The sequence below is a fragment of the Streptomyces sp. NPDC058145 genome (assembly GCF_042884245.1).
In the GTDB taxonomy this organism is placed as follows: domain Bacteria; phylum Actinomycetota; class Actinomycetes; order Streptomycetales; family Streptomycetaceae; genus Streptomyces.
Genome location: NZ_JBHVUH010000011.1, coordinates 66,733 through 86,348, shown reverse-complemented (window position 1 = coordinate 86,348; position 19,616 = coordinate 66,733). Strand labels below are relative to the sequence as shown.

The following is a 19,616-nucleotide window of genomic DNA, read 5'->3' as shown; positions in this document are numbered from 1 at the left end:
CGGGGCCGTCGCGGTGGTGGCTCAGCCCTCGCTGACGCCGAGCTTCTCCAGGATCAGCTCCTTGACGCGGGCCGCGTCCGCCTGACCCCGGGTCGCCTTCATGACCGCGCCGACCAGGGCACCGGCCGCGGCCACCTTGCCGGCGCGGATCTTGTCCGCGATGCCCGGGTTGCCGGCGATGGCCTCGTCGACGGCGGCGGTCAGCGCGCCCTCGTCGGAGACGACCTTCAGACCGCGCTTGTCGACCACCTCGTCCGGGGTGCCCTCGCCCGCGAGAACGCCCTCGATGACCTGGCGGGCCAGCTTGTCGTTCAGGTCACCGGAGTTCACCAGCTCGGTGACCCGGGCGACCTGCTGCGGGGTTATGGCCAGCTCGTCCAGCGCCTTGCCGGACTCGTTGGCGCTGCGCGCCAGTTCGCCCATCCACCACTTGCGGGCGGAGGCCGCGTCGGCACCGGCGTCGATCGTGGCGACGATCGGGTCCAGCGCGCCGGCGTTCAGGATCGCCTGCATGTCGGTGGCCGAGATGCCCCACTCGGCGAGCAGCCGGGTGCGGCGGACCAGCGGCATCTCCGGCAGCGCGGCGCGGATCTCCTCGACCCACTCGCGGGACGGGGCGACCGGGACGAGGTCGGGCTCCGGGAAGTACCGGTAGTCCTCGGCCTCCTCCTTGACGCGGCCGGAGGTGGTGGACCCGGTGTCCTCGTGGAAGTGCCGGGTCTCCTGCACGATCGTGCCGCCGGACGACAGCACGGCCGCGTGCCGCTGGATCTCGAAGCGGGCCGCACGCTCCACGGACCGCAGCGAGTTGACGTTCTTCGTCTCGGAACGCGTGCCGAACTTCTCGGTGCCGTTCGGGCGCAGCGACAGGTTCACGTCGCAGCGCATCTGGCCCATCTCCATGCGGGCCTCGGAGACGCCGAGCGCCTTGATGAGCTCGCGCAGTTCGCGGACGTACGCCCGGGCGACCTCGGGGGCGCGCTCGCCGGCGCCTTCGATCGGCTTGGTGACGATCTCGATGAGCGGGATGCCCGCGCGGTTGTAGTCCAGCAGCGAGTGGGACGCGCCGTGGATACGGCCGGTGGCGCCGCCGACGTGCGTCGACTTGCCGGTGTCCTCCTCCATGTGGGCGCGCTCGATCTCCACGCGGAAGCTCTCGCCGTCCTCCAGCTGCACGTCGAGGTAGCCGTTGAAGGCGATCGGCTCGTCGTACTGGGAGGTCTGGAAGTTCTTCGGCATGTCCGGATAGAAGTAGTTCTTCCGGGCGAAGCGGCACCACTCGGCGATCTCGCAGTGCAGCGCGAGACCGATCTTGATCGCGGACTCGATGCCGATCGCGTTGACGACCGGAAGCGCGCCGGGCATGCCGAGGCAGGTGGGGCAGGTCTGCGAGTTGGGCGCGGCGCCCAGCTCGGTAGAACACCCGCAGAACATCTTCGTCTTGGTGCCGAGTTCGACATGGACCTCGAGGCCCATGACGGGGTCGTACGACGCCAGCGCGTCCTCGTACGACACCAGGTCGGTCGTGATGGTCACGGTGAAACTTCCCTCTCAGCCCAGCAGGACGTCGTCGTCGCCCAGCCGCTTCAGCTCGCGGTAGAGGATGGCGAGTCCGGTGACGATGGCGACGGCGGACACGGTGGCGTCGATCAGCCGCAGCGTGTCCTGCTCGGCGCGCGCCTTCTTGATCTGCTTGGCCACGCCGAACGCGCTGAAAGCGGTCCCGGCCATCGACAGGTACGTGCCGGACTTCGACTTCTTGAAGCCCTTGGCCTTGTTCAGTGCGCTCACAGCGACGGAGCCTCCTCGATCAGCGGGTGCCCCCACCTTTCCACGAAGGCGGCCTCGACGGCGGCGCCGACCTTGTACAGCCGGTCGTCCTTGAGCGCCGGGGCGATGATCTGCAGACCCACCGGGAGGTTGTCCTCCGGGGCGAGGCCGCAGGGCAGCGACATGGCCGCGTTGCCCGCCAGGTTGGTCGGGATGGTGCACAGGTCGGCCAGGTACATCGCCATCGGGTCGTCGGCGCGCTCGCCGATCGCGAAGGCGGTGGTCGGCGTGGTCGGCGACACGATGACGTCGACCTGCTCGAAGGCCTTCTCGAAGTCACGCGTGATGAGCGTGCGGACCTTCTGCGCGGAGCCGTAGTAGGCGTCGTAGTAGCCGCTCGACAGGGCGTAGGTGCCGAGCATGACGCGCCGCTTCACCTCGGGGCCGAAGCCCGCCTCACGGGTGAGGGAGGTGACCTCCTCGGCGGAGTGGCCGCCGTCGTCGCCGGTCCGCAGGCCGTAGCGCAGGCCGTCGAAGCGGGCGAGGTTGGAGGAGCACTCGGACGGCGCGATCAGGTAGTACGCGGAGAGCGCCAGGTCGAAGGACGGGCAGTCCAGCTCGACGATCTCGGCGCCCAGCTCCTTCAGCAGCTCCACGGACTCGTCGAAGCGCTGCACGACGCCGGCCTGGTAGCCCTCGCCGCGGAACTGCTTGACGACGCCGACCCGCATGCCCTCGACGCTGCCGTTGCGCGCGGCCTCGACCACCGGCGGGACCGGGGCGTCGATGGAGGTGGAGTCGAGCGGGTCGTGCCCGGCGATGACCTCGTGCAGCAGGGCCGCGTCCAGCACCGTGCGGGCGCAGGGGCCGCCCTGGTCGAGGGAGGACGAGAAGGCGACCATGCCGTAGCGGGAGACCGCGCCGTAGGTCGGCTTCACGCCGACCGTGCCGGTGACGGCGGCCGGCTGGCGGATGGAGCCGCCGGTGTCGGTGCCGATGGCGAGCGGTGCCTGGAAGGAGGCGAGCGCGGCGGAGGAACCGCCTCCGGAGCCGCCGGGGATCTTGGTGAGGTCCCAGGGGTTGCCGGTCGGGCCGTAGGCGCTGTTCTCGGTGGAGGAGCCCATGGCGAACTCGTCCATGTTGGTCTTGCCGAGGATGACGACGTCGGCGGCCTTCAGCCGCTTGGTGAGCGTCGCGTCGTACGGCGGGATCCAGCCCTCGAGGATCTTCGAGCCGACGGTGGTCGGCACGCCCTCGGTGGTGAAGATGTCCTTGAGCGCGAGCGGGACGCCGGCCAGCGGGCCGAGCTTCTCGCCGCGGACCCGCTTCTCGTCCACGGCGCGGGCCTGGGCGAGGGCGCCCTCGCGGTCGACGTGCAGGAAGGCGTGCACCTTCTCGTCGACGGCCTCGATGCGGGCGAGGTGGGCCTCGGTGACCTCGACGGCCGTCAGCTCGCCGGAGGCGATCTTCTCGGCGGTCTCGGCGGCCGTGAGCCTGATGATGTCCGTCATGGTCAGTCCTCCCCCAGGATCTGCGGCACCTTGAAACGCTGCTGCTCCTGGGCCGGGGCGCCGGAGAGCGCCTGCTCGGGGGTGAGCGAGGGACGGACCTCGTCCGCGCGCATGACGTTCGTCAGCGGCAGCGGGTGGGAGGTCGGCGGTACGTCTTGGTCGGCGACCTCGCTGACGCGGGCGACCGCGCCGATGATGTCGTCGAGCTGGCCCGCGAAGTGGTCGAGCTCTTCGGGCTTCAGCTCCAGACGCGCCAGCCGGGCGAGGTGGGCGACCTCCTCGCGCGTGATGCCAGGCATGCAGCGATCCTCTGGGGTGAGTGTGTGTGGTTTGGGGCCAATCCTATGGGGCGGGGAGCCGTGCCCGTGAAACGGTCAGGCCGCGCCCCCGCCCGCGCCCCCCCACCCGCGGCTGCCGCGCCCCCGGCTCAGTGGCGCCGGGCATCCCAGGCGTGGCTCTTCAGGAAGTGGTTGTCGTACAGCTCCTGCACCTCGAGCAGGCTCTCGGGGGTGGCCTCGCCGAGGGCGATGCGCCGGAGGTGGCGGAAGTACTCGAAGCGTTCGACGCCCGGGGTGAGGACGATGAGCAGGTCGGCGTCGGCTCCGGGCACGGCGGCGAAGGCGTGCGGCCTGCCGGGCGGGACGACGACGAGGTCGCCCGGGCCGGCGGTGACGACGTCGTCGCCGGAGAGGATGTCGGCGGCGCCGTCCAGCAGGAAGAACATCTCGGCGGAGTTGTCGTGCCAGTGCGGCTTGGCGCCGTCGGCGCCCTCCCGGAGGGTGACCCGCTGGGTGGACAGGGCGCCGCCGGTCGCGCTGCTGTCGGCCAGCAGGCGGATGGTGGTGGGCGCGCGGCCGACCACCTCGGCCTCGGCCTCGCGGACGATCACGGTCTCGTCGAACTCCGGAACGAACAGCGACATCTTCGGGCCCCCTGTGACGATGGTGTCGTGGTCAGACGAGGAAGAGCAGCGCGGCACTGATCAGTACGACGACCGCCGTGGCGAAGTGGATCCCGACGCGACGGCCCGCGCACCACCGTGCCGCAGGACTATCAGCGTGTCACCGAGGGGCACGAGCGCCACGCGGACCATGAACCAGGCCTCGGCCCGCGCTCCGGCGAAGGCCGGCAGCCCGGAGGAGGCGCACGGGCGCAGACCGGACCTGCTGATCGGGCACTTCGCCGCGGGCTGACCGCCGGGCGCTACTCGGCGGCCGGCAGCGCGGCCCGCGGCCGCTGCCAGCCGCGCGACCCGCGCGCCAGCAGCCAGGCCGTCGTCTCGTCCGGCGGCATCGCGGCGGCGACCAGCCATCCCTGCACCGCGTCGCAGCCGAGGTCCCGCAGCCGCTCCCAGGTCTCGTCGTCCTCCACGCCCTCGGCGACGACGAGCAGCCCCAGCGAATGCGCCAGGTCGACCGTGCAGCGCACGATCTCGGCGTCCTCGGTGTCCACGGCCAGCCGGGCCACGAAGGAACGGTCGATCTTCAGCTCGCTGACGGGGAGCCGGCGCAGATGCACCAGCGAGGAGTACCCGGTGCCGAAGTCGTCCAGGGACATCTTCACGCCGTGCCCGGTGAGCGCGGCGAGGGTGTCGGCGGCCCGCTGCGGGTCCTCCAGCAGGACGTGCTCGGTTATCTCGAGCTGGAGCGCCCCGGCCGGAACCCCGTGCCGCGCCAGGCGGGCGGCGACCGAGCCGGCGAAGCCGGGCGTGTGCACGTCGCGCGGGGAGACGTTGACCGCCACCGGCACCCGCAGCCCCTGCGCCCGCCAGGCGGCGACCTGTCCGAGCGCGGTCTCCAGCACGTACTCCGTCAGATGGGGCATCAGCCCGGAGGACTCGGCGATCGCTATGAACTCGTCCGGCGGAACCTTCCCGCGCTCGGGATGCACCCACCGGACCAGCGCCTCCAGGCCCGCGACCTGCCCGTCGAAACGCACCTTGGGCTGGTAGTGCAGCTGCACCTCGTGGGCGTCCAGCGCCCGGCGCAGATCGCCCAGCAGACCCAGCCGGTCGGGCGTGTTGGAGTCCCGCTTGGACTCGTAGACCTCGACGCCGGTACGGTCCCGCTTCGCCTGGTACATCGCCACGTCCGCCCGCCGCAGCAGCCCCTCGGCGTCCAGCGCGTGATCGGGGAAGACGGCGACGCCGGCGCTGGCCTCCAGGACGAGGGTGAGCCCGTCGAGGTCGAGCGGGGAGCTGAGTTCCGCGACGAGGCCGCGGGCGACGCGGGTGGCGGAGGTGGTGGAGTCCGCGACGGGCAGTAGGACGGCGAACTCGTCGCCGCCGAGCCGGGCGGCCTCGGCGCCGCGCGGCAGGGCCTGGCGGAGCCGGTCGGCGATCTGCAGCAGCAGCCGGTCGCCGGCGAGATGGCCGAGGGTGTCGTTCACCGAACGGAACCGGTCGAGGTCGATCAGCATGAGCGCGGCGCGGGCGCCGATCCGCTCGGCGTCGTCCAGAGCGGTCCAGATCCGCTCCAGCAGCCACTGCCGGTTGGGCAGCCCGGTCAGCGGGTCGCGCAACTGCTCCTCGGCGCGGGCCCGGGCCATCCACAGCGTGGAGTCGAGGGCGATCAGCGGGATGGCGAACAGCGGCAGCAGGACCGGCCGGGCGTCGGCGACCACGCACACCAGCGGGGCGATACCGAGCAGTGCCACGGCGAGCAGGCCCTGCCGGACCAGGGCGGTGCGGGCGACGGTGGGCAGGGGGCCACCGCGCGGGGCCTGCGAGTACCACAGCAGCCCTCGGCTGACCGCGAGGTAGGCGGCCGCGACGAGCACCACCTCCGGTGCGGTGGTGAGGCCCCAGCTGTCGGGCCGCCAGGGCTCCTCGACGCTCGGCACGCACCCGAAGAAGCCGAGCACCAGGGCGCCGGCGCTGATCCCGAGGATGTCGACCGCGCCGTGCAGCATGCCCTGCCGCCAGCGCTGCCGCCTGGCCATGCCGACCAGGACGACGACGGTGAGGCTGACCATCCCGGCCGGCATCCAGCCGTACAGCAGCAGGACGGCCAGGGTGAGGGCCGCGCCGGAGCCCGTGCCGCCCCACCAGCGGGCGCGGCCGAGCATCACGAGGTGGCCGACGATGATGCCGGTGAGCACGGCCAGCGACCAGCCCGGCGTCTCGCACGGGAACAGGGCGTGGTGGCCGATGAAGGCCCGGTATAAGCCCGCGGCCAGGGCGAGCGCGGCGGCGGCCACGAGGGCCGCGTGCGACGCGGGCCAGGGCGGACGCCGTTCGGCGTCGGTGCCGGGTCGGGTCCGGGCGGCCTCGATGGCCGACGGCACCGTGGGGTGCGGATCGGGCGCGGTGCCCGCTTGGGCCGGATAAGGCCGGGCAGCGGTGCGTCCGGCGCCCCGTCCCGTCCACCGGGTCCCCCGCCACGCGCCCGCGCGTAGGCGCAGGCGCAGCCGTGCGTGCGGGGCAGCGCTCTCGGTCGGTTCCATTCCCGTCCCTCTCACAGCCGGCGGTGCCCACGCCACGCGGCCCGGTGCCCGACAACCATCAGCGGCTCCGCGTTGAACAATCCTTTCCCCGTGCCTCCGGCGGGCAGGGGAATGCCCCAACCGCGGCTGGGCACGGCAGGCGCACACCTCAACAGTAGGCCGCAGAATGCTTTCTCGGGCAGCGGTCGTCGACGGTTGCCCGAATGCGCCCGGGCCACCCGTATGCATCTGATATGCACCGATCGGGTGGCCTTCAACCGCTACTCCTCGGTCGGAAGCGCGACTTCGGCCGCCGCTTCGGGTCCCCGCTCCAACAGGACGCCGAAACCGGCCTCGTTCAGGACGGGAACCTTGAGCTGCATCGCCTTGTCGTACTTCGATCCCGGGTTGTCGCCGACGACCACGAACGAGGTCTTCTTCGAGACCGAACCGGTCACCTTGGCGCCGCGGCTCTGCAGTGCCTCCTTGGCGCCGTCCCGGGTGAAGTTCTCCAGGGTGCCGGTGACGACGACGGTGAGTCCCTCCAGCGGACGCGGGCCCTCGTCCTCGCCGGACGACTCGTCCTCCAGCGGGACCCCGGCGGCCTTCCACTTGCGGACGATCTCGCGGTGCCAGTCCTCGGCGAACCATTCCTTGAGGGCGGTGGCGATGATGGGGCCGACGCCGTCGGTGGTGGCCAGTTCTTCCTGGGTGGCCTGTTCGATGCGGTCGATCGAGCGGAACTCGCGCGCGAGGGCCTGTGCCGCGACCGGGCCGACGTGCCGGATGGAGAGCCCGTTCAGGAAGCGGGCGAGCGGACGGGACTTCGCCGCCTCGATGTTCTCCAGCAGCGTCAGCGTGTTCTTCTTCGGCTCGCCCTTCTGGTTGGCGAAGACCGCGACGACCTTGTCCTCGCCGGTCTTGGGGTCCCTCTTGGGCAGGCCGCTGTCCTGGTCGAGCACGTAGGCCCTGATGGGCAGCAGCTTCTCCACCGTCAGGTCGAACAGGTCGCCCTCGTCGACCAGCGGCGGGTCGGCCGGCTCCAGCGGCTGGGTCAGTGCGGCGGCGGCCACGTCACCGAAGTGCTCGATGTCCAGGCACTCGCGGCCCGCGAGATAGGACACGCGTCCCCGCAACTGGGCAGGGCAGGTACGGGCGTTGGGGCAGCGGAGGTCGATGTCGCCCTCCTTCATGGGCCGCAGCGGGGTGCCGCACTCCGGGCACTCGCCCGGCATCACGAACTCCCGCTCGCCGCCGTCCCGCAGGTCGGCCACCGGACCGAGGATCTCGGGGATGACGTCACCGGCCTTGCGCAGGACGACGGTGTCGCCGATGAGCACCCCCTTGGCCTTGACGACCTCCTGGTTGTGCAGGGTGGCGAACTCGACCTCGCTGCCCGCGACCGTGACCGGCTCGACCTGGGCGTACGGCGTGACACGGCCGGTGCGTCCGACGCCCACCTTGATGTCGATGAGCTTGGTGTTGACCTCTTCCGGGGCGTACTTGTAGGCGATCGCCCAGCGCGGCGCCCGCGCGGTGGAGCCGAGGCGCCCCTGGAGGCGCATCTCGTCCAGCTTGACGACGACACCGTCGATCTCGTGCTCCACGGAGTGCCGGTTCTCGCCGTAGTAGGCGATGAACTCCCGTACCCCGTCGAGGTCGTCGACCACCCGGTTGTGCCGTGAGGTGGGCAGCCCCCAGGTCTTCAGCAGGTCGTAGGCCTGGGAGAGACGGGTCATGCCCGTGAAGCCCTCCAGGGCGCCGATGCCGTGGACGACCATGTGCAGCGGGCGGGTGGCGGTGACGCGCGGGTCCTTCTGGCGCAGCGAACCGGCGGCGGCGTTGCGGGGGTTGGCGAAGGGCTTGTCCCCGGCCGCGACCAGGCGCTCGTTGAGCTCGAGGAACTTCTCCATCGGGAAGTAGACCTCGCCGCGGATCTCCACCAGGGCGGGGACGTCGTCACCCTTCAGGCGGTCCGGGATGTCCGCGATCGTCCGGACGTTGGGCGTGATGTCCTCTCCGGTGCGGCCGTCGCCGCGGGTCGCCGCGCGCGTGAGGCGGCCGTTCTCGTAGGTGAGGTTGACGGCGAGGCCGTCGACCTTCAGCTCGCACAGGAAGTGGTACTCCTGCTCGCCCAGTTCCCGGGCGATGCGGTCGGCCCAGGCGGCCAGCTCGTCGTCGTTGAAGGTGTTGTCCAGGGACAGCATCCGCTCGCGGTGCTCGACCGCGGTGAACTCCGTCGCGTAGGACCCGGCGACCTTCTGGGTCGGCGAGTCCGGCGTACGCAGCTCCGGATACCGCTCCTCCAGTGCCTCCAGGCTCTTCAGGAGCTCGTCGAACTCCGCGTCGCTGACGACCGGGGCGTCCTTCACGTAGTACCGGAAGCGGTGCTCCTCGATCTGCTCAGCGAGCTGCGCGTGCTTCTCCCGTGCCTCGGCGGGCACCGCCGTCTCCGCCTGCTGCTTGTCGCCGGCCACCGTGTCGTCCTCCCGTTACTCTGGGTTGTCCGCGAGGGATCTCGCCGCCCGGACGCAGTGCGCGAGCACCTGGCGTGCGTACGCGGGAGAAGCGCCCGCGAGACCGCATGCCGGGGTCACCGTGACCGCTTCCGCGAGCAGCCCGGGACGCAGCCCCAGCCTGCGCCACAGCGTCCTGACACCCATGACGCTACCGGCAGGGTCTGACAATGGGCCGTCCGTGCCCGGCACGACACCGGCGAACAGACGGATGCCGGCCTCCACGGCCTCACCGATGGCGTCGTCGTCACGTTCGGTGAGGAGCGAGAAGTCGAAGGAGACGGCGTCGGCGCCGGCCCGGCGCAGCAGGGCGAACGGCACGTCGGGGGCGCAGGAGTGGACGGCGACCGGACCGCCGTCGTGCGCCGCGATCACGTCCCGGAGCGTGGCCTCGACCAGTTGCCGGTCCACGGCCCGGTGGGTGCGGTAGCCGCTGGCGCTTCGCACCTGGCCGCGCAGTACGTCGGTGAGCGAGGGCTCGTCGAGCTGGAGCACGAGGCGGGCGCCGGGGACGCGGCGCCGCACCTCGGCGAGGTGCAGCCGCAGCCCCTCCGCCAGCGAGCCGGCGAGGTCTCGGCAGGCGCCCGGGTCCGACAGAGCGGCCTCCCCGTTCCGCAGCTCCAGGGCGGCGGCCAGGGTCCAGGGCCCGACGGCCTGCACCTTGAGGTCGCCCTCGTGGCCCTGGGTGAACTCCTCCAGCGCGTCGAGGTCCTCCCCGAGCCATGACCGGGCCCGCTTGGTGTCCCGGCCCGGCCGGTCGCCGATCCGCCAGCCGCTGGGCTCCACGCGCGCGTACAGCTCGACCAGCATCCCGGCGGTGCGCCCGATCATGTCGGCGCCGGGCCCCCGCGCGGGCAGCTCGGGCAGAAACGGAAAGTCCTCGACGCTGCCGGTGACGGTCCTGGCGGCCTCCCGGGCGTCCCCACCGGGCATCGACCCGATCCCGGTGGCCGCACCAAAGCGCATGTTCTCGTTCACGGGGTGAAGCCTACGTAGCCTTCACGCCCGGGGTGACCGGCGGTCAGCGGCCCGGGCGCACCGTCAGGTCGTTGATCTCCGCGTCCCTCGGCAGGTCCAGGGAGGTAAGGATGGTGATCGCCACCGACTCGGGGTCGATCCACCGCGAGGCCTCGTACTCCTTGCCCTCCTGCTGGTGCACCTTGGCCTGCATGGGGCTGGCCGTACGCCCGGGGTAGACGGAGGTGACGCGGACGCCGTTGCCGTGCTCCTCCTGGCGCAGGGAGTCGGCCAGCGCCTTCAGGCCGTGCTTGGAGGCGGCGTACGCGGACCAGCCGGCGTGGGCGTTCAGACCGGATCCGGAGTTGACGAAGATCACATGGCCGCGGGCGGCGCGGAGCTGGGGCAGGAAGTGCCGGGTCAGCTCGGCGGGGGCGATCAGGTTGACGTTGAGCTGGTGGCGCCAGGACCTGGGGGTCAGCTCGCCGACGTCGCCGAGGTCCACGACTCCTGCGATGTGCAGGAGCGAGTCGACCCGTTCCGGGAGCGTCTGGTGGGAGAAGGCCCAGGAGAGCTTGTCGGGGTCGGCGAGGTCGCCCACCAGGGTGCGCGCCCCGGGGAACTCGGCCGCCAGCTCCTTGGCACGGCCCGCGTCGCGCGCGTGCAGGACGACTTCGTCCCCGCGCGCGTGCAGGCGGCGGGCGACGGCCGCGCCGATGCCGGAACCGGCCCCGGTGATCACATGAGTAGCCATGTGCGCCATGCTCGCATCAGCCGGCCGCCAGTGACTCCTCGAGGTGGGCCAGGGCGGCCGCGGGCTCCTCGGCGAAGAACATCAGCTCGGCGAGCGGGCGGGGCAGGAAGCCCTCCGCCTCCATGCGGAGGAACTGCTGCTGGAGACCGTCGTAGAAGCCGGCCGTGTTCAGCAGCACCACCGGCTTGTCGGTGCGGCCGTGCTTCTTCAGCTCCAGGATCTCGGTGGCCTCGTCCAGCGTCCCGGTGCCGCCCACCATGATCACCACGGCGTCGGCCTTCTCCAGCAGCAGCCTCTTGCGCTCGGCGAGGTCGGCGGCGATCACCATCTCGTCGGCGCCGGGGCGTGCCTTCGTCGCGAGGAACTCCACGGACACGCCCAGCAGCCTGCCGCCCGCCTCGTGCACCCCGTCGGCGACGACCTTCATCAGACCGACGTCGGAGCCGCCCCAGACCAGGGTGTGGCCGGCCTTGCCGAGCAGTTCCGCGAACTCGCGCGCGGGCCGGGTGTAGCGCTCGTCGAGGTCGGCGGCGGAGAGGAAGACGCAGATGTTCATGCCCTCCACCGTACGCGGGAAGAAGTCCGGGCCCGTCGGCGCTGTCCTGGTATGACCCGAGGACACACGATCACCATCGAACAGGGCGAGCGGCGCGTGCGCGCGGTGCACGGCGGCCAGGTGCTGGCGGAGACCGACCGTCCCCTGCTGCTGCGCGAGACGGGCTGTCCGGTGCGGTACTACATCCCCGCCGAGGACGTCCGGCTCGATCTGCTGACGCCGTCCGGCACTCACACCGTCTGCCCCTTCAAGGGCACCGCCTCCTACTGGTCGCTGCCGGACGCGCCCGATCTGGTCTGGGCGTACCCGGACCCGAAGCCGGACGTCGCCGCGATCAGGGATCACCTGTGCTTCTACGAGGTGGAAGAGGTCGAAGTGACGTGACTCTCCGCGACACCGACGTGTCGTGACCGGTGAGTCCCGCGCCGTGCGGCAGTCTGCACGGGCATGGACAAGAAGACGACTTCCCGCGACGGCACCTCCCTCGCGTACCAAGTGATCGGCCAGGGGCCGACGGTGATCCTGGTGAGCGGCGCGATGTCCACCGGCGGCACCGTGGCGCCCCTGGCGCACCGGCTCGCGGACCACTGCACGGCCGTCGTCTACGACCGCCGGGGCCGCGGCGAGAGCGGTGACACGGCGCCGTACGCGGTGGAGCGCGAGGTCGAGGATCTGGCCGCGCTGGTCGACGCGGTGGGCGGGGCGGCGGGCCTGTTCGGGGTCTCCTCGGGCGGCGCGCTGGTGCTCGAGGCGGCGGCGAGCGGCCTGCCGGTCCGTCAGGCCGCCGTGTACGAGGTGCCGTTCGCCGACTTCCTGGACGGCGGCGCGGGGAAGCGGGCGTACACCGAGCGTCTGCGGGAGGCGCTCTCCGACGGCCGGCGCGGCGACGCGGTGGAGCTTTTCCTGCGGCTGACGGGCCTCGGCGAGGAGACGATCCGCAGCGCGCGCGAGTCACCGATGTGGGCCGGCATGGAGTCCGTCGCGCCCAGTCTGGCGTACGACGACGCGGTCCTGGGGGACGGACTGCTGCCCCGAGAGCGGCTGGCCGCGGTCTCCGTACCGGTCCTGTCGGTCGCGGGCGGGGCGAGCCCCGGGTGGCTCCGCGAGGCGGCCGAGGCGGTCGCCCGGACCGTGCCCCGGGGCACGTACCGCACCCTGGAGGGCCAGACCCACGCCGTGGAGCCGGAGGTACTGGCCCCGGTTCTGGCGGAGTTCTTCACCGGCTGACCGGTGTGGGTGAGGGCGGGCCCGGTCCGGTGGGGCGGTGTGCCGGACCCGTCCTCGTCCCTGGGGCCGCTGCCCGGACCCATCCCCCGAGGTGGGTCCGGGCAGCGTCAGGGTCGTCCCCCGGACTCGCTCCCCTCCGGGCGAGACCGGGACCCTTGGGGGGGGACGCGCCACCCCGGGCCCGCCCTCGGGGTGGGCCCGGGGCGGAGCAAGGGCCGCCTCCCGGACGACCGGCGTCCCGTGGGGAGGACACCGTCCCGGGACCCGGCTCCCGCGACCGGCCCGCTGCGGTGGGGTTGCAGCCGGCCGATCACTCGGGGTGGTGAACCCGGGCGGAGCAAGGGCCGCCTCCCGGACTCACTATCCGGGCCTGACCCGCGCCCCGCGGGCGGGAACGGCGCTCCGTGGGGGGAACGCCTCCCAGGCGACCGGCGCCCCCTGGGGAGGACGCCGTCCGGAACCCGGCTCCCGCGACCGGCAGCCTGCGGACCAGGGGCACTTGCCCCGGCCCGCCCGGCAGAGCGGGCCCGAACGGCCGTGAGGGCCGCCTCCCGGACTCATCCTCCGGGCGGGAGCCGCGCCCTTGTGGGGGGAGACGCCTCCCGGATGACCGGAGCCCTGTGAGGGCCGTCCGGGCCCTGCCTCCGGGGGTGGGTCCGGGCCCCGTGGGGGCCGTTCCCCGGACCCACCCCCGGGTGCGTGCCGACGACGTGTGGGGCCGTCGCCCTGCGCGCACCCCTCGAAACGCGGTGGGGCCAGGTCACCGCGCTCCGGGGTCTTCGGGTCGCCGTCGCCCGGTGAGGGCGAGGCCCAGGGTCAGGGCCGCGCCGGCGACGCCGAGGCCGGCCAGGGTGGCGGTGTCCGTGCCGGACTCCCGCGCGGCCGGCGTAGCCGCCGCGGCCGCCCGGGATGCCTCCTCCCCGAAGCCGCCGGCGTAGCCGTCCCGGTCGTACTTCGACCCGGCCAGCCGGGACGCGTACGACGTGCGGACGTGGTGCCGGTAGCGGGCGACGGTGGTGCCGTGCTCGCCGACCGCCGCCCGTGCCTCGGTGTTGAGCGGCAGCACCCGGTCGCCGCGCAGCAGGTACCAGGCGTTGATCTGCGGCTCGCGGAAAACGGTGCCGCGGCCTTCGGCCTTGGCGGCGTACGTGGTCTCGTCGGCGCCGGAGGCGATGTTCACCACCTGCCAGCCCCGCTTGGTCCTGACCGTCCACACCGAGGCCAGCCGCCCGGTCGCGGAGACCGCGTCGGTGGCGACGAACGCCGGCTCGGCGACCGGCGCGTCCTCGCGGCCCGCGACGAAGTCGGCGTTGAGGGTGTAGACGGTGGTGCCGGCGCCGGTGAGGTGCGGCGCGGCCTTCGCGCCGGCGGCCCGCGGGGGTGCCATGGCGCGGGTGGTGTGGTCCGGGGCGGCGGCGAAGAACCGGCCGAGCACGTCGAGCGTGCTGTCGCTGCCGGCCACGGCACGGGCGGCGGCGATCTGGCCGGGGCTGTAGGCATGGGGTACCGCGGGGGCCTGGGGCGCGGCCGGGACGGCCTTGGCGGGGGCGGCGCCGCTCAGCACGAGCACGGCGGCGGCCAGCGTTCCAGCGGCGACCGGACGGATCAGGGTGTGAATCCGGTGCACGGCGCTCACGCCCCGATTCCGTAGAGCGTGTGGGTCCAGGAGAAGTCCGGGTTGCTCGTGTAGTAGCCGTACGTCGACCAGTTGTAGCGGTAGTCGTCGGGCCACGGGTCGCCCCAGTACACCCAGCTCCGGGAGGTGTCGTAGCCGTACAGCACCTCCATGTGGCCGCCGCCGGAGCTCCATTGGATGCGGGTCTGCACCGGGCGGCCGGCGTCTATCTCGCCCTGCAGGCCGCTGTAGGCGATGCGGCCCTGGATGTAGTAGCCGGGGTTGAGGCCCATCCAGTCGTACGCCCGCTGGTCGTCGGCGAGGGTGGCCTGACTGTTGGGGCAGGTGATGCCCTGGCTGTAGCCGAAGGCCGCGTCGCAGAAAGCGTTCTGACTGTAGTTCCGGCCGTGCCAGGCGGCGATGGTGGCGCCACTGGCCGCCCAGCACCAGTTGCTCTTCTGCTGGGCCTGCATGTCGATGTCCAGCTGGTTGGCGCCGGCCGCGGCGGTGGTGGCACCGGCGGCAGCGGCACCGGTCGCCGTGGTGAGTGAGAGGGCGGTGGCGAGCAGACAGCCCGCGACGGCCAGTCCGCGTCTGCCGCGTGAGCGCGGCGGGCGGGGAACGGTGCGAGACATGGAGCGGTCCTCCCTGATGAGAGGTTGGGGCTGAGGCGGAAGGAGCGCGTCCGGACGCTCGCCGATGAGCATCGGGGAGTGACGGTGCATGGTCAACGCCCGTGGTCCCGGCGCCGGCGCCGGTGTGAACAGACTGCGGACAAGTGTGAACACGGGGCTTTTACCACTGGTAGCATCGCGGCGCCCTGGGCCCGTCGGCGGTCCGGAAAGTGAACATTCACGTGGTGCCGGTGCGCGGCGGAGCGGAGGGAAGCTCCCTTGGTGAAAGCACAGTCCGACGGACCCGACGCGGAGGCACGGCTCGCCGAGGCGCTGCGCACCGGACCCTTCGCGGTGGCCCTGCGGGCGGCGCTGACGGCCCGCGGGCTGACGCTGCACCGGGTGCGGCACCGGCTGGAGCGACGCGGCGTCAGCGTGGGCGTCACCAGCCTGAGTTACTGGCAGCGCGGCGTCCGCCGGCCGGACCGGCCCGAGTCGCTGCGGGCGGTGACCGCGCTGGAGGAGGTGCTGGAGCTGCCGGAGCACGCCCTGACCCGGCTGCTCGGACCGCGCACGCCGGCCGACCACCCGGTGGCCCGGCCGTTCCGGATGCTGGTCGGCCCGGACTCGGCGCTGGAACGGCTGCTCGTCGAGCTGGAGGCGCCGCGCGACGGCGGGTTGCACACCGTGCTGCAGTACGAGCGGGTGCGGATCGACGCCGAGCGCCGGCTGGCCAGCCGCGAGGCCGAGCACGTGGTGCGGGCGCACCGCGACGGCATGGACCGCTACGTCGCCATCCACTGCGGCGAGATCGGCTGCGACACCGAGCGGATGCGGGCGGTGGGTCTGGAGAACTGCCGGGTCGGGCGGGTGCGCCGGGCGCCGGAGGCCGGGACGGTGGCCGTGGAGCTGCTCTTCGACGCGCGGCTCGCGGCGGGTGAGACCGCGATGATGCGGTACCGGTTCGAGGACGGCACGGGCGAGCCGAGCCACGAGTACTACCGGGGCTTCAACTACGCGGGCGGCGCCTACGTGCTGCAGGTCGCCTTCGACCGGGCGGCGCTGCCGGTGCGGTGCCGACGGTTCGGGCGGCCCACGGTGCAGGCGCCGCCCGAGTTCCTCGGCGACCTCACGCTGAACGCGCACGGCACGGTGCACATAGTGGAGCCCGAGATCCAGCCCGGGCACGTGGGCGTGACCTGGGACTGGGAGTAGGGGCCGGGCGCCGGGCGTCCGAAGGCGCGCGTTCTCAGACCGCGGGAGCCTTCACCCGCACCGTGGACGCGATCGTCGCCGAGCCGACCACGCGCGTGCCGTCGTACAGCACGATCGCCTGGCCGGGGGCGACGCCCCTGACGGGCTCGGTGAACGACACCTCGAGGGTGCCGTCGACCGGTTCCGCCGTCACCTCGGTCTCGCCGCCGTGGGCCCGAAGCTGGGCGGTGTAGGTGCCGGGGCCGGCCGGGGCGGTGCCGCACCAGCGCGGCTTGACCGCCGTCAGGGCGGTGACGTCCAGGGCGGCGGCCGGGCCGACGGTCACGGTGTTGTTCACCGGGGAGATGTCGAGGACGTAGCGCGGCTTGCCGTCGGGGGCCGGGGTGCCGAGCCGCAGGCCCTTTCGCTGGCCGATGGTGAAGCCGTACGCGCCCTCGTGGGAGCCGACGACCGCGCCGGACTCGTCGACGATGTCCCCTTCGGCCTTGCCGAGCCGGCCGGCCAGGAAGCCCTGGGTGTCGCCGTCGGCGATGAAGCAGATGTCGTGCGAGTCCGGCTTCTTGGCGACGGCGAGGCCCCGGCGCTCGGCCTCGGCGCGGATCTCGTCCTTGGTGGTGACCGTGTCGCCGAGCGGGAACAGCGCGTGGGCGAGCTGCCGCTCGTCCAGCACGCCGAGGACGTAACTCTGGTCCTTGGCCATGTCGGAGGCCCGGTGCAGCTCGCGGGAGCCGTCCTCGCGCGTGATCACCTGGGCGTAGTGGCCGGTGCAGACGGCGTCGAAGCCGAGGGCGAGCGCCTTGTCCAGCAGCGCGGCGAACTTGATCTTCTCGTTGCAGCGCAGGCAGGGGTTGGGGGTGCGGCCGGCCTCGTACTCGGCGACGAAGTCCTCGACGACGTCCTCACGGAAGCGGTCGGCGAGGTCCCAGACGTAGAACGGGATGCCGATGACGTCGGCGGCGCGGCGGGCGTCGCGCGAGTCCTCGATGGTGCAGCAGCCCCGCGCGCCGGTGCGGAAGGACTGCGGGTTCGCGGAGAGCGCGAGGTGGACGCCGGTGACGTCGTGCCCGGCTTCCGCGGCACGCGCGGCGGCGACGGCGGAGTCGACGCCGCCGGACATGGCGGCGAGGACGCGGAGGGGGCGCTGCGGGGTCTCAGTCATAACCCTTCCAGGGTACGGGGCCGCGGGAACGCGGACCGCCGTACATCCGTTGACGATCACAGCGGACGGGGCAGGTTCCACGCGGGGGTGACCATGACTGACACGGACCGGCGGCCGGGGCGGCGGGCGCTGCTCATCGGCGGGCTGGCGGCCGCCGTGGGCACGGCCGCGCTGGCCCGGGAGGAGCTGTCCCACCTGTGGTGGCGGCTGCCCGGGGTGGAGAAGTCACGGGTGGCCGGGGCGGTGGACTTCCGGGGCGCGCGCTGGATGGCGGCGGACCCGGCGAACTACCGCCGCGCGGACCGCCCGGACGACTACACGGTCGACCGTGTCGTCGTCCATGTCACGCAGGGCGGTTACCAGAGCGCCGTGCGGGCCTTCCAGGACCCGGCGCACGGCGCCGCGGCGCACTACATCGTGCGCAGGGACGGTCGGGTCACCCAGCTGATACGGGAGCTGGACGTGGCGTTCCACGCCGGCAACCGGGAGTACAACGAGCGCAGCGTCGGCATCGAGCACGAGGGCTTCGTGGAGGACGCCTCCTCCTTCACGGACGCGATGTACGCCGCGTCGGCGCGGCTGACGGCCGCGATCTGCGCGCGGTACGGCATACCCGTCGACCGGGAGCACGTCATCGGGCACGCGCAGGTGCCGGGCACGGATCACACGGATCCGGGGCCGCACTGGGCCTGGAAGCGCTACATGGGGCTGGTGCGGCAAGCGAGATGAGGGCCTGGAAAAGAATCAAGGTTCAGCCCCTTTTTGTCCGAAAAGAGAAGTTCTATGGTGGGAGCAGGCCTACGGGACGAGTGAGGGAGTTACAGCGGCGTAGCCGACTTCTGCGAGAGGCACAAGGCTTCCGCCGGGGCCGACGTCGACGCTAGGACTGAGAGGCCGGAAGGTCGCAAGGACTGGACCGAAGGCGACCCCCAGCACCTGATCCGGACAATACCGGCGAAGGGAACTTGTTTCGTAGGTCTTTCGCGTGCGCCGGGCCGGGCGGCGCGCCTCTCGGTGGCGGCCCGCACGTCGGCTGAGCCCGGCGGCCCGCTCCTCAGCTGAGCCCGGCCACCCGCGCGCGTTCCACCGCGGGGCCGATGGCCTTGGCGACCGCCTCCACGTCCGCCTCCGTCGAGGTGTGCCCGAGGGAGAAGCGCAGGGTGCCGCGGGCCAGGTCCGGGTCGGTGCCGGTGGCGAGCAGGACGTGGCTGGGCTGGGCGACGCCCGCGGTGCAGGCCGATCCGGTGGAGCACTCGATGCCCTGGGCGTCCAGCAGGAGCAGCAGGGAGTCTCCCTCGCAGCCGGGGAAGGTGAAGTGGGCGTTGGCCGGGAGGCGGCCGCCGGGCGCCGGGTCGCCCCCGAGGATCGCGTCCGGTACGGCCGTACGGACGGCGTCCACCAACTGGTCCCGCAGGGCGCCGATCTCCCGGGCGAACCACTCGCGCTGCTCGGCGGCGAGCCGGCCGGCCACCGCGAAGGAGGCCACGGCGGGCACATCCAGGGTGCCGGAGCGGACATGGCGCTCCTGGCCGCCGCCGTGCAGGACGGGCACCGGGGTGTACTCGCGGCCGAGGAGCAGCGCGCCGATGCCGTACGGGCCGCCGATCTTGTGACCCGACACGGTGAGCGCGGCGAGGCCGGAGTCGGCGAAGCCGACCGGGACCTGACCGAAGGCCTGGACCGCGTCGGCGTGCAGCGGGACATCGAACTCGGCGGCGACGTCGGCCAGTTCGCGGACCGGCATGACGGTGCCGATCTCATTGTTGGCCCACATCACGGTGGCCAGGGCGACGCTGCCGGGGTCGCGGGCGATGGCCTCGCGCAGCGCGTCGGCGTGGACGCGGCCGTGGGAGTCGACGGGGAGGTACTCGACGGTGGCGCCCTCGTGCTCGCCGAGCCAGTGCACGGCGTCGAGGACGGCGTGGTGCTCGACGGGACTGGCCAGGACCCGGGTGCGGGCCGGGTCGGCGGCACGGCGGGCCCAGTACAGGCCCTTCACCGCGAGGTTGTCGGCCTCGGTGCCGCCCGAGGTGAACACCACCTCGCTGGGGCGGGCGCCCAACGCCTCCGCCAGGGTTTCGCGGGACTCCTCGACCGTACGGCGGGCCCTGCGGCCGGACGCGTGGAGGGAGGAGGCGTTGCCCGTGATGCTCAGCTGGGCGGTCAGTGCCTCTGCCGCCTCCGGGAGCATCGGGGTCGTCGCGGCGTGGTCGAGGTAAGCCATGGTGACGCCGATTCTACGGCGCCCTCACGGTGCCCTCGGCTGCCACCCGGTCCGCCCTGCCCGTGCCGGGGCCGG

The 19,616-nt window shown here is 72.8% G+C and carries 18 protein-coding genes, 1 pseudogene and 1 riboswitch; of the genes and pseudogenes, 4 read left to right on the top strand and 15 right to left on the bottom strand.

Annotated features, from left to right (window positions below; translation table 11 throughout):
* Positions 1 to 21: 21 nt before the first annotated feature.
* The 11 genes and pseudogenes from gatB to ACFVVO_RS24940 form a co-directional block, all read right to left on the bottom strand.
* Positions 22 to 1,536, bottom strand: coding sequence for an Asp-tRNA(Asn)/Glu-tRNA(Gln) amidotransferase subunit GatB (gene gatB, locus ACFVVO_RS24990; protein WP_390057822.1), 1,515 nt, complete (start codon positions 1,534 to 1,536; stop codon positions 22 to 24).
* Positions 1,537 to 1,551: 15 nt separating this feature from the next.
* Positions 1,552 to 1,791, bottom strand: coding sequence for a hypothetical protein (locus ACFVVO_RS24985; RefSeq protein ID WP_351664495.1), 240 nt, complete (start codon positions 1,789 to 1,791; stop codon positions 1,552 to 1,554).
* On the bottom strand, positions 1,788 to 3,281 hold the full coding sequence (gene gatA, locus ACFVVO_RS24980; protein ID WP_390057821.1) for an Asp-tRNA(Asn)/Glu-tRNA(Gln) amidotransferase subunit GatA: 1,494 nt from the start codon (positions 3,279 to 3,281) through the stop codon (positions 1,788 to 1,790). The genes ACFVVO_RS24985 and gatA overlap by 4 nt, the downstream gene beginning before the upstream one ends.
* A gap of 2 nt (positions 3,282 to 3,283) precedes the next feature.
* A complete protein-coding gene (gene gatC, locus ACFVVO_RS24975; RefSeq protein ID WP_018531282.1) occupies positions 3,284 to 3,580 on the bottom strand; it encodes an Asp-tRNA(Asn)/Glu-tRNA(Gln) amidotransferase subunit GatC in 297 nt (98 codons plus the stop codon).
* 128 nt (positions 3,581 to 3,708) lie between these two features.
* Positions 3,709 to 4,203 carry a cupin domain-containing protein gene (locus ACFVVO_RS24970; RefSeq protein WP_390057820.1) on the bottom strand — a complete coding sequence of 165 codons (495 nt, stop codon included), beginning with the start codon at positions 4,201 to 4,203 and terminating at the stop codon, positions 3,709 to 3,711.
* Positions 4,204 to 4,234: 31 nt separating this feature from the next.
* Positions 4,235 to 4,593: pseudogene (locus ACFVVO_RS24965) on the bottom strand (DUF4267 domain-containing protein).
* On the bottom strand, positions 4,485 to 6,725 hold the full coding sequence (locus tag ACFVVO_RS24960) for a putative bifunctional diguanylate cyclase/phosphodiesterase (protein ID WP_390057819.1): 2,241 nt from the start codon (positions 6,723 to 6,725) through the stop codon (positions 4,485 to 4,487). The pseudogene ACFVVO_RS24965 and the gene ACFVVO_RS24960 overlap by 109 nt, the downstream one beginning before the upstream one ends.
* Positions 6,726 to 6,985: 260 nt before the next feature.
* On the bottom strand, positions 6,986 to 9,181 hold the full coding sequence (gene ligA / locus ACFVVO_RS24955) for an NAD-dependent DNA ligase LigA (protein ID WP_390057818.1): 2,196 nt from the start codon (positions 9,179 to 9,181) through the stop codon (positions 6,986 to 6,988).
* Positions 9,182 to 9,196: 15 nt separating this feature from the next.
* Positions 9,197 to 10,186 carry a methionine synthase gene (locus tag ACFVVO_RS24950; RefSeq protein ID WP_390058017.1) on the bottom strand — a complete coding sequence of 330 codons (990 nt, stop codon included), beginning with the start codon at positions 10,184 to 10,186 and terminating at the stop codon, positions 9,197 to 9,199.
* A 55-nt stretch (positions 10,187 to 10,241) separates the two neighbouring features.
* Positions 10,242 to 10,940: an SDR family oxidoreductase gene (locus ACFVVO_RS24945; protein WP_390057817.1), complete on the bottom strand. Its 699-nt coding sequence runs from the start codon at positions 10,938 to 10,940 to the stop codon at positions 10,242 to 10,244.
* 7 nt (positions 10,941 to 10,947) lie between these two features.
* Positions 10,948 to 11,487, bottom strand: a complete 540-nt coding sequence (locus ACFVVO_RS24940) for a TIGR00730 family Rossman fold protein (RefSeq protein ID WP_390057816.1) — start codon at positions 11,485 to 11,487, stop codon at positions 10,948 to 10,950.
* Positions 11,488 to 11,538: 51 nt separating this feature from the next.
* Between ACFVVO_RS24940 and ACFVVO_RS24935 the strand changes: the two genes are divergently transcribed.
* Together ACFVVO_RS24935 and ACFVVO_RS24930 are read left to right on the top strand one after the other, a co-directional pair.
* The gene (locus ACFVVO_RS24935) at positions 11,539 to 11,871 is read left to right on the top strand and encodes a DUF427 domain-containing protein (protein ID WP_390057815.1); all 333 of its coding nucleotides are present in this window, start codon (positions 11,539 to 11,541) and stop codon (positions 11,869 to 11,871) included.
* A gap of 63 nt (positions 11,872 to 11,934) precedes the next feature.
* Positions 11,935 to 12,714: an alpha/beta fold hydrolase gene (locus tag ACFVVO_RS24930; protein ID WP_390057814.1), complete on the top strand. Its 780-nt coding sequence runs from the start codon at positions 11,935 to 11,937 to the stop codon at positions 12,712 to 12,714.
* A gap of 760 nt (positions 12,715 to 13,474) precedes the next feature.
* On the opposite strand, the gene ACFVVO_RS24925 is transcribed toward ACFVVO_RS24930, so the two are convergent.
* Together ACFVVO_RS24925 and ACFVVO_RS24920 are read right to left on the bottom strand one after the other, a co-directional pair.
* Positions 13,475 to 14,350, bottom strand: coding sequence for a hypothetical protein (locus ACFVVO_RS24925; protein ID WP_390057813.1), 876 nt, complete (start codon positions 14,348 to 14,350; stop codon positions 13,475 to 13,477).
* Complete coding sequence (locus ACFVVO_RS24920; RefSeq protein WP_390057812.1) at positions 14,347 to 14,964, bottom strand: papain-like cysteine protease family protein; 618 nt, start codon at positions 14,962 to 14,964, stop codon at positions 14,347 to 14,349. The genes ACFVVO_RS24925 and ACFVVO_RS24920 overlap by 4 nt, the downstream gene beginning before the upstream one ends.
* A 258-nt stretch (positions 14,965 to 15,222) precedes the next feature.
* Here ACFVVO_RS24920 and ACFVVO_RS24915 point away from each other — a divergent pair, with 258 nt between their 5' ends.
* Positions 15,223 to 16,158, top strand: coding sequence for a hypothetical protein (locus ACFVVO_RS24915; protein WP_390057811.1), 936 nt, complete (start codon positions 15,223 to 15,225; stop codon positions 16,156 to 16,158).
* 34 nt (positions 16,159 to 16,192) lie between these two features.
* Here the strand turns inward: ACFVVO_RS24915 and mnmA are convergent, their stop codons facing one another.
* On the bottom strand, positions 16,193 to 17,317 hold the full coding sequence (mnmA, locus tag ACFVVO_RS24910) for a tRNA 2-thiouridine(34) synthase MnmA (protein WP_390057810.1): 1,125 nt from the start codon (positions 17,315 to 17,317) through the stop codon (positions 16,193 to 16,195).
* A 93-nt stretch (positions 17,318 to 17,410) separates the two neighbouring features.
* On the opposite strand from mnmA, the gene ACFVVO_RS24905 reads away from it, so the two are divergent.
* Complete coding sequence (locus ACFVVO_RS24905) at positions 17,411 to 18,046, top strand: N-acetylmuramoyl-L-alanine amidase (protein ID WP_390057809.1); 636 nt, start codon at positions 17,411 to 17,413, stop codon at positions 18,044 to 18,046.
* Positions 18,047 to 18,118: 72 nt separating this feature from the next.
* Positions 18,119 to 18,297: riboswitch (TPP riboswitch) on the top strand.
* A 74-nt stretch (positions 18,298 to 18,371) separates the two neighbouring features.
* Here the strand turns inward: ACFVVO_RS24905 and ACFVVO_RS24900 are convergent.
* A complete protein-coding gene (locus ACFVVO_RS24900) occupies positions 18,372 to 19,541 on the bottom strand; it encodes a cysteine desulfurase family protein (protein ID WP_390057808.1) in 1,170 nt (389 codons plus the stop codon).
* Positions 19,542 to 19,616: the final 75 nt, after the last annotated feature.

Excerpts from the sequence above, each read along its gene's own strand:
- gatA (WP_390057821.1), bottom strand. The coding sequence starts at position 3,281 with ATGACGGACATCATCAGGCTCACGGCCGCCGAGACCGCCGAGAAGATC.
- gatC (WP_018531282.1), bottom strand. The coding sequence starts at position 3,580 with ATGCCTGGCATCACGCGCGAGGAGGTCGCCCACCTCGCCCGGCTGGCG.
- ACFVVO_RS24970 (WP_390057820.1), bottom strand. The coding sequence starts at position 4,203 with ATGTCGCTGTTCGTTCCGGAGTTCGACGAGACCGTGATCGTCCGCGAG.
- ACFVVO_RS24960 (WP_390057819.1), bottom strand. The coding sequence starts at position 6,725 with ATGGAACCGACCGAGAGCGCTGCCCCGCACGCACGGCTGCGCCTGCGC.
- ACFVVO_RS24950 (WP_390058017.1), bottom strand. The coding sequence starts at position 10,186 with ATGCGCTTTGGTGCGGCCACCGGGATCGGGTCGATGCCCGGTGGGGAC.
- ACFVVO_RS24945 (WP_390057817.1), bottom strand. The coding sequence starts at position 10,940 with ATGGCGCACATGGCTACTCATGTGATCACCGGGGCCGGTTCCGGCATC.
- ACFVVO_RS24940 (WP_390057816.1), bottom strand. The coding sequence starts at position 11,487 with ATGAACATCTGCGTCTTCCTCTCCGCCGCCGACCTCGACGAGCGCTAC.
- ACFVVO_RS24935 (WP_390057815.1), top strand. The coding sequence starts at position 11,539 with ATGACCCGAGGACACACGATCACCATCGAACAGGGCGAGCGGCGCGTG.
- ACFVVO_RS24930 (WP_390057814.1), top strand. The coding sequence starts at position 11,935 with ATGGACAAGAAGACGACTTCCCGCGACGGCACCTCCCTCGCGTACCAA.
- ACFVVO_RS24920 (WP_390057812.1), bottom strand. The coding sequence starts at position 14,964 with ATGTCTCGCACCGTTCCCCGCCCGCCGCGCTCACGCGGCAGACGCGGA.
- mnmA (WP_390057810.1), bottom strand. The coding sequence starts at position 17,317 with ATGACTGAGACCCCGCAGCGCCCCCTCCGCGTCCTCGCCGCCATGTCC.
- ACFVVO_RS24905 (WP_390057809.1), top strand. The coding sequence starts at position 17,411 with ATGACTGACACGGACCGGCGGCCGGGGCGGCGGGCGCTGCTCATCGGC.
- ACFVVO_RS24900 (WP_390057808.1), bottom strand. The coding sequence starts at position 19,541 with ATGGCTTACCTCGACCACGCCGCGACGACCCCGATGCTCCCGGAGGCG.